At 71.0% G+C, this 13,071-nt stretch carries 14 protein-coding genes; 9 read left to right on the forward strand and 5 right to left on the reverse strand.

Going from position 1 to position 13,071, the window contains the following annotated elements; all coding sequences use genetic code 11:
* Positions 1 to 116 precede the first annotated feature (116 nt).
* Positions 117 to 530, forward strand: coding sequence for a DivIVA domain-containing protein (locus AB0I94_RS05090; protein ID WP_363308020.1), 414 nt, complete (start codon positions 117 to 119; stop codon positions 528 to 530).
* The gene (locus AB0I94_RS05095) at positions 527 to 1,123 is read left to right on the forward strand and encodes a DNA-3-methyladenine glycosylase I (RefSeq protein ID WP_363308021.1); all 597 of its coding nucleotides are present in this window, start codon (positions 527 to 529) and stop codon (positions 1,121 to 1,123) included. Before AB0I94_RS05090 ends, AB0I94_RS05095 begins: the two co-directional genes overlap by 4 nt.
* A 4-nt stretch (positions 1,124 to 1,127) precedes the next feature.
* Here the strand turns inward: AB0I94_RS05095 and AB0I94_RS05100 are convergent, their stop codons facing one another.
* Positions 1,128 to 1,928 (reverse strand): enoyl-CoA hydratase-related protein, encoded by an 801-nt coding sequence (locus AB0I94_RS05100; RefSeq protein WP_363308022.1) that lies wholly within the window; start codon positions 1,926 to 1,928, stop codon positions 1,128 to 1,130.
* Positions 1,929 to 2,248: 320 nt separating this feature from the next.
* Between AB0I94_RS05100 and AB0I94_RS05105 the strand changes: the two genes are divergently transcribed.
* Positions 2,249 to 2,416 (forward strand): DUF3117 domain-containing protein, encoded by a 168-nt coding sequence (locus tag AB0I94_RS05105; RefSeq protein WP_003966491.1) that lies wholly within the window; start codon positions 2,249 to 2,251, stop codon positions 2,414 to 2,416.
* 100 nt (positions 2,417 to 2,516) lie between these two features.
* On the opposite strand, the gene AB0I94_RS05110 is transcribed toward AB0I94_RS05105, so the two are convergent.
* Positions 2,517 to 3,215, reverse strand: coding sequence for an O-methyltransferase (locus AB0I94_RS05110; RefSeq protein ID WP_363308301.1), 699 nt, complete (start codon positions 3,213 to 3,215; stop codon positions 2,517 to 2,519).
* Between the two features lie 153 nt (positions 3,216 to 3,368).
* Here AB0I94_RS05110 and sigE point away from each other — a divergent pair, with 153 nt between their 5' ends.
* The 5 genes from sigE (at position 3,369) to AB0I94_RS05135 (ending at position 8,938) form a co-directional block, all read left to right on the forward strand.
* Positions 3,369 to 4,136 (forward strand): RNA polymerase sigma factor SigE, encoded by a 768-nt coding sequence (gene sigE, locus AB0I94_RS05115; RefSeq protein ID WP_363308023.1) that lies wholly within the window; start codon positions 3,369 to 3,371, stop codon positions 4,134 to 4,136.
* On the forward strand, positions 4,133 to 5,212 hold the full coding sequence (locus AB0I94_RS05120) for a zf-HC2 domain-containing protein (protein WP_363308024.1): 1,080 nt from the start codon (positions 4,133 to 4,135) through the stop codon (positions 5,210 to 5,212). Before sigE ends, AB0I94_RS05120 begins: the two co-directional genes overlap by 4 nt.
* Before the next feature lie 126 nt (positions 5,213 to 5,338).
* Positions 5,339 to 7,459: a trypsin-like peptidase domain-containing protein gene (locus tag AB0I94_RS05125; RefSeq protein WP_363308025.1), complete on the forward strand. Its 2,121-nt coding sequence runs from the start codon at positions 5,339 to 5,341 to the stop codon at positions 7,457 to 7,459.
* Positions 7,460 to 7,541: 82 nt separating this feature from the next.
* Positions 7,542 to 8,033 (forward strand): sec-independent translocase, encoded by a 492-nt coding sequence (locus AB0I94_RS05130; RefSeq protein WP_363308026.1) that lies wholly within the window; start codon positions 7,542 to 7,544, stop codon positions 8,031 to 8,033.
* 230 nt (positions 8,034 to 8,263) lie between these two features.
* Complete coding sequence (locus AB0I94_RS05135; protein ID WP_363308027.1) at positions 8,264 to 8,938, forward strand: hypothetical protein; 675 nt, start codon at positions 8,264 to 8,266, stop codon at positions 8,936 to 8,938.
* Between the two features lie 109 nt (positions 8,939 to 9,047).
* Here the strand turns inward: AB0I94_RS05135 and AB0I94_RS05140 are convergent, their stop codons facing one another.
* The 3 genes from AB0I94_RS05140 to AB0I94_RS05150 are packed head-to-tail and all read right to left on the reverse strand — an operon-like array spanning position 9,048 to position 12,105.
* A complete protein-coding gene (locus AB0I94_RS05140) occupies positions 9,048 to 10,181 on the reverse strand; it encodes an Mrp/NBP35 family ATP-binding protein (protein ID WP_363308028.1) in 1,134 nt (377 codons plus the stop codon).
* Positions 10,182 to 10,225: 44 nt separating this feature from the next.
* Positions 10,226 to 10,801: a DUF1003 domain-containing protein gene (locus AB0I94_RS05145; RefSeq protein WP_363308029.1), complete on the reverse strand. Its 576-nt coding sequence runs from the start codon at positions 10,799 to 10,801 to the stop codon at positions 10,226 to 10,228.
* Positions 10,801 to 12,105: a CBS domain-containing protein gene (locus AB0I94_RS05150; RefSeq protein ID WP_363308030.1), complete on the reverse strand. Its 1,305-nt coding sequence runs from the start codon at positions 12,103 to 12,105 to the stop codon at positions 10,801 to 10,803. Before AB0I94_RS05150 ends, AB0I94_RS05145 begins: the two co-directional genes overlap by 1 nt.
* A 243-nt stretch (positions 12,106 to 12,348) precedes the next feature.
* Here AB0I94_RS05150 and AB0I94_RS05155 point away from each other — a divergent pair, with 243 nt between their 5' ends.
* Positions 12,349 to 13,071: a hypothetical protein gene (locus AB0I94_RS05155; protein ID WP_363308302.1), complete on the forward strand. Its 723-nt coding sequence runs from the start codon at positions 12,349 to 12,351 to the stop codon at positions 13,069 to 13,071.

Consider the following 13,071-nt stretch of genomic DNA (forward strand, 5'->3'; position numbering starts at 1 on the left):
AGCCTCCTTCGTCGGTGCCGTGGTTCGGCCGCCTGCGACCTTAACTGTCACAGGCGCATGGCACGATCAGACCCTGACAGTGTGAGCACGGCAGTCGAGCGTGGGGGCCTGAAGAGATGGTCTTGTTCTTGTTCCTGGTCATCGCCCTTGTCGTGGTGGTCGGCGCGGTGTCCCTGGCCGTGGTGGGCGGCGGGGAGCGCGCCGCGCTGCCCGACGTGCCGGCCGAGCGGTTCGCCGACCCGCTGCCGCCGGATCGCGCCCTGCGCCGCGCCGACGTGGAAGCGCTGCGTTTTCCGCTGACCGTGCGGGGCTATCGCATGGCGGACGTGGACGACGCGCTCGGCCGCGTCGCCGCCGAACTCGCCGAGCGTGACGCCCACATCGCGGAGCTGGAGGCGGCCCTCGCGGGCGCCCAGGCCACCGCGGTCGGCGGCCCGGGCCTCCTCAAGACCCACGCCCCGGCCATGCCCCAGGACCAGGCGGCCCCGAAGGCCCCGAAGAACACGGCCGAAGAGGAGGGCGACCGATGAGCGGCGATGCCGTGGCGGGCCCGGACGGCAGACTGCGCTGCCCCTGGGGCCTGTCGACCGAGGATTACGTGGCGTACCACGACGAGGAGTGGGGCCGCCCGGTCCACGGGGACGACGCCCTGTACGAACGGCTGTGCCTGGAAGCCTTCCAGTCGGGCCTCTCCTGGATCACGATCCTGCGCCGCCGCGAGGGCTTCCGCGCCGCCTTCGCCGGATTCCGGATCGCCGAGGTCGCACGGTTCACGGAGGCCGACCGCGAGCGCCTCCTCGCCGACCCCGGCATCATCCGCAACCGCGCCAAGGTCGACGCGACCCTCGCCAACGCGCGCGTGCTCGCCGACTGGTCCGAGGGCGAGCTCGACGAACTCATCTGGTCGCATGCGCCGGACCCGGCGTCCCGCAAGCCCCCCGGCGCGCTGGCCGACGTACCGGCGATCACCCCCGAGTCCACGGCCCTGTCCAAGGCCCTGAAGAAGCGCGGCATCCGATTCGTCGGCCCCACCACGGCGTACGCCCTGATGCAGGCCTGCGGCCTGGTGGACGACCACCTGGAGGACTGCGTGATCCGCATCCCCCGGGGCGGCCGGTCCTAGGGCCCTAACGGCCGAGGTACTTGGGCTTCGCCTTGTCGAGGAACGCCTGGACGGCGATCGCGTGGTCCTCGGAGGCGCCCGCCTTCGCCTGGAGCTCGTCCTCCTTCTCCAGGGACTCCTCCAGGGTGTGGCCCGCCGCGTAGGCGAGCGACTCCTTGAGGGCCCCGTAGGCGAGGGTGGGACCCTCGGCCAGGGTGCGGGCCAGCTTCAGGGCCTCGGCGGCCAACTCGGCCTCCGGGACGACCTTGTTGGCGATGCCCAGGTCGTACGCCTCCTGTGCGCCGATGTTGCGCGGGAACAGCAGGAGGTCGGCGGCGCGGCCGGGCCCGATCAGGCGCTGGAGCGTCCAGGAGACGCCCGAGTCGGCGGTCAGCGCGACCCCGGCGAAGGACGTGTTGAACCGCGCGGTGTCCGCGACGATCCGGTAGTCGGCGGCGAGCGCGAAGCCGAGGCCCGCCCCGGCCGCGACGCCGTTGACGCCCGCGACGACCGGCTTGGCCATCCCCGTCAGCGCGCGCAGGACGGGGTTGTAGTGCTCCCGCACCGTGCTCATCGTCTGTCCGGTGCCCGCGGCGCGGTCCGCCATGAGGGAACCGACGTGTTCCTTCAGGTCCTGCCCCACACAGAAGGCACGCCCGGTCGCGGTGAGCAGCACGGCACGGACCGCGGGGTCCGACTCGGCCGATCGCACCGCCTCCCGCAGAGCGACCTTGGCCTCGATGTTCATCGCGTTCATCGCCTCGGGGCGGTTGAGCGTGATGGTCGCGAGCCCGTCGCTCACCTCGTAGAGCACGGTGTCGGCCATGGTGAATCCCCTCCAGTGGTCCTGCGCCGGTCATCTTTGTCCGAGCCCAGCATGACGGAGATCATCGGGCTTCGACATGAGGGGAGATATGTGACCTGCGTCAAAGGAATCCCGGCCGCTCAGGCGTGAGAGGCGGCGCAGTATCGCAGCCACATCGCCGAATTGAGTGGTTTTGCGGGCGCGCGTTGCGCAAGCGATGCAGACCGATGTTGGTCATCGGGTCCTGCCATGCGGGATAATGGCCTGGAAGCAATGTGTTCGATGCCGGTGACACCTGGGTTGTCGGCTGCGATGAGCTGGTTTCAGGAAGGGGAACGAGCATGGCGGCCATGAAGCCGCGGACGGGCGACGGCCCGCTCGAGGTGACCAAGGAGGGGCGGGGCATCGTCATGCGCGTTCCGCTCGAAGGCGGCGGACGACTTGTCGTCGAACTGACTCCGGACGAGGCCGATGCACTCGGCGACGCCCTGAAGAAGGTCGTCGGCTGACGCGGAAGCGCCCACACTTTTTCACTGCCCCGGCATCGTAACGACGTGCCGGGGCAGTGCTATGTCCGGGGTTTGTGCGGGGGTGTTCGGCGCTGGGCGTTCAGCGTTTGACGGCGCAGAGCAGGCCGTCGCCCACCGGCAGGAGCGCCGGCATCAGGTCCTGGCTCTCGCGCACGGTGCGCAGGAGTTCACGGATGCGCAGCACCTCGACGGGCTGCGGACCGGAGTCCACCGTCCGGCCGTCGGAGAAGGCGCCCTCGAAGCAGACGAGCCCGCCGGGGCGCAGCAGGCGCAACGATTCAGCGAGGTAGTCCAGGTACTCCGTGCGGTCGCCGTCGCAGAACACGAGGTCGTAGCCGCCGTCCGCGAGGCGCGGCAGTACGTCGAGTGCGCGGCCGGGGATGAACCGCGCGCGGTTGCCCGCGAATCCGGCGGCGCGGAAGGCGTCCCGGGCGAACTGCTGGCGCTCGGGCTCGGGGTCGACGGTGGTCAGGACGCCGTCGGGTCGCATGCCGTGCAGCAGGTGGAGCCCGGACACGCCCGTGCCCGTCCCGATCTCGGCGACGGCCTTGGCGTCCGCCGTGGCGGCCAGCATGCGCAGCGTGGCGCCGGTACCGGGAGACACCGAGGGCAGCCCCGCGTCCTGGGCCCGGTCACGGGCCCAGCGTGTGGCCTCGTCCTCGGCGACAAAGGCGTCGGCGAACGCCCAGCTCGTCTGCCGGTTGCCGGTAATGGCCCTCTCCTGTCCCCGTGGATGCCTGGCCGTGACTGTATCCGTTGGGGGCGGGAACCCGCAGATGGGACCGGGCGTTTAGTAGGGGTAGGCGGACGCCGGGGGTAACGAATGGATCAAGACTGGCTGCGGGCCCTTCGACCAGGCAGGACACCTGGCAGGAACCCCGTACCAAATTCCAGTAAAAACGCTTATCCGGAGCTAACGGTCGAGGTGGTTATGGTAGGGGCTCCACTGGACACCACCAGAGCCGACAGGGGAGGTGCGGCTGCGTCCGCGGATCGGGGAGGAGCGCTGAGGCGCTTTCTCGGGTTGGCGGGTGAGCCGAAATCCGTGACCGACACCGCTGACCGATTCCACACCGCCCACTCCGCTCAGACCGCGACCTTTGCCGCTGACGCGGAATCGCAGGCGTGGACTCCGCCCACCTGGGAGGAGATCGTCAGCACGCACAGCGGACGCGTCTATCGCCTCGCGTATCGCCTGACCGGTAATCAGCACGACGCCGAAGACCTCACGCAAGAGGTCTTCGTCCGTGTCTTCCGGTCCCTGTCGACCTACACGCCCGGCACGTTCGAGGGCTGGCTGCACCGCATCACCACGAACCTCTTCCTGGACATGGTGCGCCGAAAGCAGCGCATCCGTTTCGACGCCCTCGGGGACGACGCGGCCGAGCGCCTCCCCAGCCGTGAGCCGTCGCCGCAGCAGGTCTTCAACGACACGCACTTCGACGCGGACGTGCAGCAGGCGCTCGACACCCTCGCGCCCGAGTTCCGCGCGGCAGTGGTCCTGTGCGACATCGAAGGTCTCAGTTACGAGGAGATCGCCGCGACTCTGGGCGTCAAGCTGGGCACGGTCCGCAGCCGTATCCACCGTGGCCGCTCGCAGTTGCGCAAGGCCCTTCAGCACCGGTCGCCCGAAGCCCGCGCCGAGCGCCGCTCGCTCGCAGGAGCCGTGGCGCTGGGAGGAGGGGGCGCGACCGCGTGAGTGGATCACGGTCGAATCCTGCCGAGCGGCATCTGGCCGAGCAGCATCTGGGGGACCGACTCGCCGCCCTGGTGGACGGTGAGTTGGGCCATGACGCGCGTGAGCGGGTTCTCGCTCATCTCGCGACCTGTCCGAAGTGCAAGACCGAGGCCGACGCGCAGCGCCGGCTCAAGAGTGTCTTCGCCGAGGTGGCACCGCCGCCTCCCTCCGAGAGTTTCCTCGCCCGCCTGCAAGGCCTTCCCGGCGGTGGCAGTGAGCCTCCCTCCGGCCCCAGACCCCCTGGAAGCGGCGGCTTCGCCACCGCGGAGAGTGAGTCAGGGCTGCCGCCGAGCGGAGTCTTCGGCGTGCGCCCCGAGACCTTCGGCTACGCGCCGTCGGGCAGTCACGCCGCGGTGCTGCCGGGTTCGGGGCGCGGTTTCCACATCCATGACGTGGACCGCCGCGACGTCGGCCGTGCCGAGGCCGAGCGGTCGCTGTGGCGGGGACGGCGGTTCGCCTTCGCCGCCGCGGGTGCGGTGTCGTTGGCCGCGATAGCGCTGGGCGGCGTCACGACGGGCGTTCCCGCCGACCCCGGTGACCCGCGTGCGGGTTCGGGCACGAGCAACAGCTCGGGCAGCAACACCTCGGGCGGCAACAAGAGCAGTGCGTCGCCGATGCGGTCGCCGGGCGCGGGTGTCACCGCGGCTCCCGATTCCGTCCGGCGCCGTGGCAGTGGACCGCTGTCGGCTCAGGGCCCGCGGCCCGGGGTCCTCGCGGCGCCCGTCGCGCCGACGCAGGCGACCGGGCCCCTGCTGCCCGGAGTGCCCGCGCGGGGCCCTCGTGTCCAGCAGCCCGAGCCGGTGGCCGCCCTGCATCAGGTCGCGGCGCCGATGCTGACCGGAGCGGCGATCATGTCCCCGCTGATCCGGCCGGTCCCGTCCGTCGTGCGGGGCGGCATGTCTCCAGCGGGCACCGTGCCGACGCTGGGCGGGTCGGCTTCGGACGGCGTGGCTTCGGGCGGCGGGGTGGACCCGGCGCGCACCGCGGCGTCCTCGCCCGCCGAAGGCACCCTGCAGGGCACTTCGCAGATACGCTGACGTGCTCTGCGCTTCGGCGCGGGAACCTGGTTGAATCCTCGGTGGGCCGTGCCTGCCCAAGGCTTGTGGCGGGCGCGGAGTTGAGCACGTGATCGGCGTCCGCCGTAGGCCAGGTGTGGGGAGAGCATGGACGAGGGCAAGCCCACGAAGGCGAAGTGGTGGAGCCGCCCCAGGTCGGGCTCCGCGCCTGACGGAACGGGGCCGGAGCGGGGCGGCGCCGACGCGGCGACGGGTGCCACCGGGGACGAGGCGCCAGGCACCGCCGGGCGAGCGGAAGACGCCTCCGGGGACTTCACCCTGGCCGCGGCGACTCCGCTCGCACCCACGCCGACCGACGCGGCCACCGCTGCGGCCACGCCGCTTGGGGCAGCGCCGGAGTCAACGCCGTCCGTGACCGAGCCCCGGACCGGCACCGGCACCGCGCCTCCGACCGACGTGGCTACGGCTCCGGGTGTTCCGGAAGATGCCGGTGTGGCTCCGGTCGCGCCCGCAGCCGTCGCGGCTGATCACCCGGCTCGGAACGCTTCGGCTCCGAGCTACCCCACCGCGGACGCCGCCACTGGTGCGGCCACGCCGCTTGGGGCAGCGCCGGAGTCAACGCCGTCCGTGACCGAGCCCCGGACCGGCACCGGCACCGCGCCTCCGACCGACGCGGCTACGGCTCCCAGCGCCCCCGCCGACCGCCCCCGCCCGCTGCACGACCCCGATCCGTACAGCACCCCGCCCTACGGTGAGCCCGGTCCCTGGGCCCCGGCCCCGCCCGTACAGCACCCGGCGGCGACCCCTGCCCGCGGCACCCGGCTCCCGGCGGCGCATCACGGCGGAACCCCGCCCCACGGCACCCCGTACCCCACGCCCCCGCAAGGCGTCGCCGCGCAGCCGCAGCCGCAGGGGCCCCCGGCACCGCAGCCGCACCAGGCGGCCCACCCGGCACCGCCACCGCAGGCCCACCCGGCACCACAGCCGCAACCGCAAGGACACCCCCTGCCCGACCCGCAGCAGGCCCACCAGCAAGCTCACGAGCAGGCCCACCAGCAGCCCCAAGCCGTCGCCCCGCCCCGTCAGTCCTACGACCCCTGGAACGCGCCCCTGCAGCAGAGCGGTGCCGTTCCCGTCGACAAGGACAAGCAGAAGAAGCGGGCGCGGCGGATCATCCTGATCGGGATCGCGGTCATCACCCTCGTCGCCGGTGGTCTGGGGGGAGCCCTCGGGGCCTACATCGAGCGGAACGCAGGGGTCTCGGACATCGAGCTGCCGCAGGCGGACTCCCAGGAGGGCAAGGACCGGGCCAAGGACAGCGTCGCCGGGATCGCCGCGAGCTCGCTGCCCGGCGTCGTGACCCTGCACGTCAGCGGCGACGAGGCGCAGGGCACCGGCACCGGCTTCGTGCTGGACGGCAAGGGTCACATCCTCACCAACAACCACGTGGTCGAGCCCGCCGGGACCGGCGGCGAGATATCGGTGACCTTCAGCGGCGGCGAGACCGCCAAGGCGGAGGTCATCGGCCGCGACGCCGGGTACGACCTCGCCGTGGTCAAGGTCTCCGGCGTGCGCGGACTGAAGCCGCTGCCTCTCGGCAACTCGGAGAACGTGCAGGTGGGCGACCCGGTCGTCGCCATAGGCGCCCCCTTCGACCTCGCCAACACCGTCACCTCCGGCATCATCAGCGCCAAGGAGCGCCCCATCACGGCCGGCGGCGAGAAGGGTGACGGCAGCGACGTCAGCTACGTCGACGCCCTCCAGACCGACGCACCCATCAACCCCGGCAACTCCGGCGGCCCACTGGTCGACTCGCAGGCCCGCGTCATCGGCATCAACAGCGCCATCCGCTCGGCCGACGACAGCTCGGAGCCAGGCGGTGGCCAGTCGGGTTCCATCGGCCTCGGCTTCGCCATCCCCATCAACCAGGGCAAGCGCGTAGCCGAAGAGCTGATCAACACCGGCAAGGCCACGCACCCTGTGATCGGTGTCACTCTCGACATGGAGTACACGGGTGACGGCGCCCGCGTCGGCGAGAAGGGCAAGGACGGCGGCCCCGCGGTGAACGCGGGCGGCCCCGGAGACCGCGCGGGCATCAAGCCGGGCGACGTCATCACCGAAGTGGACGGCCAGCGCATCCACTCCGGCGACGAACTCATCGTCAAGATTCGCGCCCACCGCCCCAAGGACCGCCTTGAACTGACCGTCCAGCGAGCAGGAAAGGACCGGAAAGTGACGCTCGTGCTTGGCGCGTCGGACGGGAACTGATCCACGTCTGTCGCCCAGCGGCTACCGGACGGACAGGAACGCCGGGTACCGTGGACCCGGTCCGGATGGCAAGGAGCTCAAGGTGTTCTCAGACATTGGCCCGCTCGAGGTAGTGGCGCTGATCATCCTCGCCGTGCTCGTTTTCGGCCCGGACAAGCTGCCCAAGCTGATTCAGGACGCCTCGCGGACCATCCGTAAGATCCGTGAATTCTCGGACAGCGCCAAGGCGGATATCCGCAGTGAACTCGGCCCGGAATTCAAGGACTTCGAGTTCGAGGACCTGAATCCGAAGACCTTCATCCGCAAGCAGCTCGACAACGACGAGCTCGGCCTGAAGGAAATCCGGAACGGCTTCGACCTGAAGAAGGAGATGGCCGAGGTCACGGACGCCGTGAACGGGCGGGAAAGCGAATCCGCCGAGGGCGAAGGCTCGGGCAGCACGTCCGGCGCCACCTCCGGGGGCCGCATCGACATGGTCAAGAAGGACGGGCATGTCGGTCCTGTCGACATGGCCAAGAAGCCCGAGAGGGCCGCGCCCGCCGACCACCCGCCGTTCGACGCGGACGCCACCTGACCCGCGCCTGACCTCCGCCTCACCTCCGGCTGACCAGCGCCTGGCCTCCTCCGAGAGACCCCCGGTACGCCCCCCGGCAGACCCCGGAGCACGCCCCGCGAGACACCCATCTGCCCACCGGCGTCCCAGGTTCCGGAACGGGTGTGGCTATCCTGCCTTGTTGTCCGGCTGAGGACGCCCGAGGGGGGCGGGCCCTGCGGACCGATGAGAACGAGGAGGCGGCCGGGTACATGGAGACGACAAGTCGCGTAGGCGCACAGGCGCCGGCCGCGGGCGGCACCGCAGAAGCGATGCCCTCCGCCCGGCGCACGGTCGACAGCTATCTGCTGGCACCCTTCCCCTGGTACGGCCTGGACGAGGCCTTCACGGGCGAGCGCTGGCTGATGCAGGTCGGCAACGCCGCGGACGGCGCGGTGGAGCACGGCTCCATCGGGCACGGCGATGAGCCGTCGGTACGGAGTGACGGACCCTTCGGGAACAGCGACAAGGAGCGCTTCGCGGTCGTGGTGACCGTCGCGGCCAACCCGGTGCGCCGCAGCCCGGACGGCACGGGCCTGCTGGAGGCGACGTCGGTGTCGTCCGCGGCCTGGCTCGCCGGAATGGGTCTGCTGTCCTTCACCTGGCCCAGCCAGATGGACCACAGCCTGCGTGACGACTGGGTGGACCAGCAGACCGAGACCGCCTGGGTCCTCGCGGACGATCTGCAGGGCGAGGACTGGTCGACGCTCTCGCTCCCGGTGGACGGAGTGCCGACCTCGTTCCACTACCGCGAGTCCGAGTTCGGCTGGGTGCTCGCCGGGTCCACCGAGGAAGGCGTCCACCTGGGCGCCTACGGGCGCGGCATGAGCGCGTACGGCCTGGGCTTCTCGGTGGTCAAGGACATCCACGAGTACGCGGCCGGTTAGTCCCCTACGCGGCCGACCAGCCCGGCCGCCGCGCACGTACGCCGATGGGGGCGCCGCTCATGACGAGCGGCGCCCCCATCGGCGTACGGCAGAAGGCCGGGGAAGAGCCTCAGAACTTGTTGCGCGGGGTGATCCCGAGGGTCATGCCAGCGAGGCCGCGCTGACGGCCGCCCAGCTTGCCCGCGATCGTGCGGAGCGCCGAGCCCGCGGGGGAGTCCGGGTCGGTCAGCACGACCGGCTTGCCCTCGTCGCCGCCCTCGCGCAGGCGGACGTCGATCGGGATGGAGCCGAGGACCGGGACGTTCGTGCCCGTGGTCTTCGTGAGGCCCTCGGCGACGCGCTGGCCGCCCCCCGCGCCGAAGACGTCGACCATCTCGCCGCAGTGCGGGCAGGGAAGGCCCGCCATGTTCTCGACGACGCCGACGATCTTCTGGTGGGTCTGCACGGCGATGGAGCCCGCGCGCTCGGCGACCTCGGCCGCCGCCTGCTGGGGCGTCGTCACGACGAGGATCTCGGCGTTCGGGACGAGCTGGGCGACGGAGATCGCGATGTCGCCCGTGCCCGGCGGCAGGTCGAGGAGCAGGACGTCCAGGTCGCCCCAGTAGACGTCGGCCAGGAACTGCTGGAGGGCGCGGTGGAGCATCGGGCCGCGCCATACGACCGGGGCGTTGCCCGGCGTGAACATGCCGATCGAGATGACCTTCACGCCGTGCGCCGACGGCGGCATGATCATGTCCTCGACCTGGGTCGGCTTGCCGTCCGCACCCAGCATCCGGGGCACGGAGTGGCCGTAGATGTCCGCGTCCACGACGCCGACCTTCAGGCCGTCCGCCGCCATCGCGGCCGCGAGGTTCACCGTCACCGAGGACTTGCCGACGCCGCCCTTGCCGGACGCGACCGCGTAGACACGGGTCAGGGAGCCGGGCTTGGCGAAGGGGACCTCGCGCTCGGCGGTGCCGCCGCGCAGCGCGGAGGCCAGCTCCTTGCGCTGCTCGTCGCTCATCACGTCGAGGGTGACGTCGACGTGCGTGACGCCCTCGACCGCGGCGACCGCGTCGGTCACGTTCTTCGTGATGGTCTCGCGCATCGGGCAACCGGAGACCGTGAGGTACACGGTGACCGCTACCACCCCATCAGGGGAGATATCTACCGATTTGACCATCCCCAACTCGGTAATGGGTCGGTGGATCTCGGGGTCGTTCACCGTCGCCAGTGCTTCACGCACCGCGTCTTCCGTAGCCATGAGACCGATAGTACGGCGCGGTAACCCCGCCCCGGAAAGAGCCGTCAACGGTCGCCTACATCACGCCCGCCGCTCTCCTCGGCCGGGAATACGACGCGATGGCCTCTGCGCTGCTCCTCCAGCTCCTTGACCAGGTCCTGGAGTTCGGAACGGATCCAGTCACGGGTGGCCACTTCGCCGAGGCCCATGCGCAGCGAGGCGATCTCGCGGCTCAGATATTCGGTGTCCGCGATGGACCGCTCGTTCTGTTTGCGGTCCTGTTCGAGGTTGACCCGGTCCCGGTCGTCCTGCCGGTTCTGCGCGAGCAGGATCAGGGGCGCCGCGTAGGAGGCCTGGAGGGAGAGCGCGAGGGTCAGGAACAGGAAGGGGAACGGGTCGAAGCGCAGGATCTCGGGCGCCCAGACGTTCCAGCCCACCCACACGATGATGGTGACCGTCATCCAGACGATGAAGCGCCCCGTGCCCAGGAACCGCGCGATCCGCTCCGAAAGCCGCCCGAAGGCCTCGGGGTCGTACTCCGGCAGGAACTTGCGGCGCGGCGGCCGCGGCTGGTCGAGCCGGAAGCGGGGAGCGGTCCGCGGCTCGACGCGGCTGTCCCGCTCCCGGTCAGCCGGCGGCATCAGGCGCCTCCTCTTCCATGGGGGTACCACCCTGCTCGAGCGGAGTCGAGAGCCTGGGGGAGGAACTCCGTCTCGCGCCAGTCGTCCGGCAGCATGTGGTCCAGCACGTCGTCGACCGTGACCGCGCCGAGCAGCGAGCCCCCCTCGTCGACGACGGGAGCCGCCACCATGTCGTACGTGGCGAAGAACCCGGCGACCTGGGGCAGCGCGGTCTGCGGCAGGAGCGTCTGCAGATCGTCGTCGAGGATCGAGCTGACCAGCGTGTACGGCGGATCGCGCAGCAGCCGTTGGAAGTGCACGGTGCCCAGGTACTTGCCCGTCGGCGTCTCGTCCGGCGGACGGCACACATAGACCTGCGCGGCGAGCGCGGGGGACAGGTCCTGCTGGCGCACCCGCGCGAGGGCGTCGGCGACCGTGGCGTCCGGCCTGAGCACGATCGGCTCGGTCGTCATCAGACCGCCCGCGGTGCGCTCCTCGTACGCCATCAGGCGCCGCACGTCGGCCGCGTCGTCCGGCTGCATCAGCGTGAGCAGCCGCTCCTTGTCCTCCTCGGGCAGCTCGGCGAGCAGGTCGGCGGCGTCGTCCGGGTCCATCGCCTCGAGGACGTCGGCGGCGCGCTCCTCCTTGAGCTTGCCGAGGATCTCGATCTGGTCGTCCTCGGGCAGCTCTTCGAGGACGTCGGCGAGCCGGTCGTCGTCGAGGGCCGCCGCCACTTCCGCCCGCCGTTTCGGCGTCAGGTGGTGCAGGACGTTGGCGAGGTCGGCGGGGCGCAGTTGTTCGAAGGTGGCGAGCAGGCTCTCGGCGCCCTGACCGTGCTCCTCCAGGGAGAAGCCGTCGACGGCCGACCACTCGACGGTGAGCGTCTCGCCCTTGCGCCGGAAGGTGCCTCCCTTCCCCTTGCGTACGAAGACCCGGTCGATCTCCCAGTCACGGCGGGCCGGCAGCTGCTGCACCGCCACGTCGAGGACGGTGACCTCCTCGTCCGACTCGACGAGCCTGACCCGCCGGTCGAGCATCTCGCCGAGCACGAGCCGCTCGGTGGGCCGCTGCTCGAACCGCCGTACGTTCAGTACGCCGGTCGTGATGACCTGGCCCGACTCGATGCCCGTCACGCGGGTCATGGGCAGGAAGATGCGGCGCCGCGTGGACAGCTCGACGACGAGACCGAGCAGCCGGGGCGGCCTGCGCTGCACACGGAGCATCGCCACCAGGTCGCGCACCCGGCCCACCTGGTCGCCGTTCGGGTCGAAGACGGCGGTACCGGCCAGATGCGAGACGAAGACCCGGGAGGCGCTTGCCGCCATTGCACGCGCCTCCTCCGCTCGTGACCTTTTCGTGCCGTTCTGTCGGGCAATGCGGGCTTCAGGCTAGCCCGTCCCGGTCGGATACGCCCCGGCGGAGCGTCCGGCCGGACTGGCGACGATCCACCTAGTCAGCACGGGTACGCTGCCGTACTGCCGTAGCCGTAGCCGTCGTCCCCACGAGAGGCAGCGCCCCCTGTGTCAGCGATTTCCCCGGTCCGCCGTACCCGCAAGCTCGTGAGCGTGATGTGCGCGGGTCTCGTCCTGGGGGTCAGCGGTCTGACCGGGTGCAGCAGCAGCGAAGAGGATCCGGACGCGGGCACGAACGGCATCGGCAAACTCTCCGCCACGAAGATCCAGCGCAAGTCCCGCGCGGCGGCCGACGCGGCACCCGCGGTGCGGCTCTCGGGCACGCTGGTCAGCAAGGGCCACACGTACAAGCTCGACATGCGGCTCAAGGACGAGGGCGGCACCGGCTCGGTCACCTCGAAGGGTGAGACCTTCAAGCTGCTGCGCGTCGGCAAAGAGCTCTTCTTGATGGCCGATTCGGCCTTCTGGACCCACCAGGACGCCAAGGGCGGAGAGAAGCCCGGCAAGGCGGACGAGGACGCCGCGGCGAAGCTCGACGGCAAGTACGTGAAGGTCCCCGAGGAAGACGCGTCCTACCAGCAGCTGAGCGGCTTCACCGACAAGGACGTCCTCCTGGAGGGCATGCTCACCCTGCACGGCACGCTCGCCACCGGGGAGCGCGGCACGACGTCCGGCAACCCCAGCATCGAGATCACCGGTGACAAGGGCGCGGGCGGCACCCTGGACGTCTCCCTCAAGGGCAAGCCCTACCCGCTGCGCCTGGAGCGCGCGGGTGACGCGGGCTCGCTCCGGCTCAGCGACTGGGGCAGGGACTTCGCCCTCGAGGTGCCGGACAAGGACGAGATGGTGGACTACGGCGAGCAGTTGCCCGATTCGTAG

This window comes from Streptomyces sp. NPDC050147 (genome assembly GCF_040660195.1).
GTDB lineage: Bacteria > Actinomycetota > Actinomycetes > Streptomycetales > Streptomycetaceae > Streptomyces.

What these genes read in the sequence shown, in the direction of transcription:
- AB0I94_RS05090 (WP_363308020.1), top strand. Translation starts at nt 117, where the DNA reads ATGGTCTTGTTCTTGTTCCTGGTCATCGCCCTTGTCGTGGTGGTCGGC.
- AB0I94_RS05140 (WP_363308028.1), bottom strand. Translation starts at nt 10,181, where the DNA reads ATGGCTACGGAAGACGCGGTGCGTGAAGCACTGGCGACGGTGAACGAC.
- AB0I94_RS05155 (WP_363308302.1), top strand. Translation starts at nt 12,349, where the DNA reads ATGTGCGCGGGTCTCGTCCTGGGGGTCAGCGGTCTGACCGGGTGCAGC.
- AB0I94_RS05095 (WP_363308021.1), top strand. Translation starts at nt 527, where the DNA reads ATGAGCGGCGATGCCGTGGCGGGCCCGGACGGCAGACTGCGCTGCCCC.
- AB0I94_RS05100 (WP_363308022.1), bottom strand. Translation starts at nt 1,928, where the DNA reads ATGGCCGACACCGTGCTCTACGAGGTGAGCGACGGGCTCGCGACCATC.
- AB0I94_RS05105 (WP_003966491.1), top strand. Translation starts at nt 2,249, where the DNA reads ATGGCGGCCATGAAGCCGCGGACGGGCGACGGCCCGCTCGAGGTGACC.
- AB0I94_RS05125 (WP_363308025.1), top strand. Translation starts at nt 5,339, where the DNA reads ATGGACGAGGGCAAGCCCACGAAGGCGAAGTGGTGGAGCCGCCCCAGG.
- AB0I94_RS05135 (WP_363308027.1), top strand. Translation starts at nt 8,264, where the DNA reads ATGGAGACGACAAGTCGCGTAGGCGCACAGGCGCCGGCCGCGGGCGGC.
- AB0I94_RS05145 (WP_363308029.1), bottom strand. Translation starts at nt 10,801, where the DNA reads ATGCCGCCGGCTGACCGGGAGCGGGACAGCCGCGTCGAGCCGCGGACC.
- AB0I94_RS05150 (WP_363308030.1), bottom strand. Translation starts at nt 12,105, where the DNA reads ATGGCGGCAAGCGCCTCCCGGGTCTTCGTCTCGCATCTGGCCGGTACC.
- sigE (WP_363308023.1), top strand. Translation starts at nt 3,369, where the DNA reads ATGGTAGGGGCTCCACTGGACACCACCAGAGCCGACAGGGGAGGTGCG.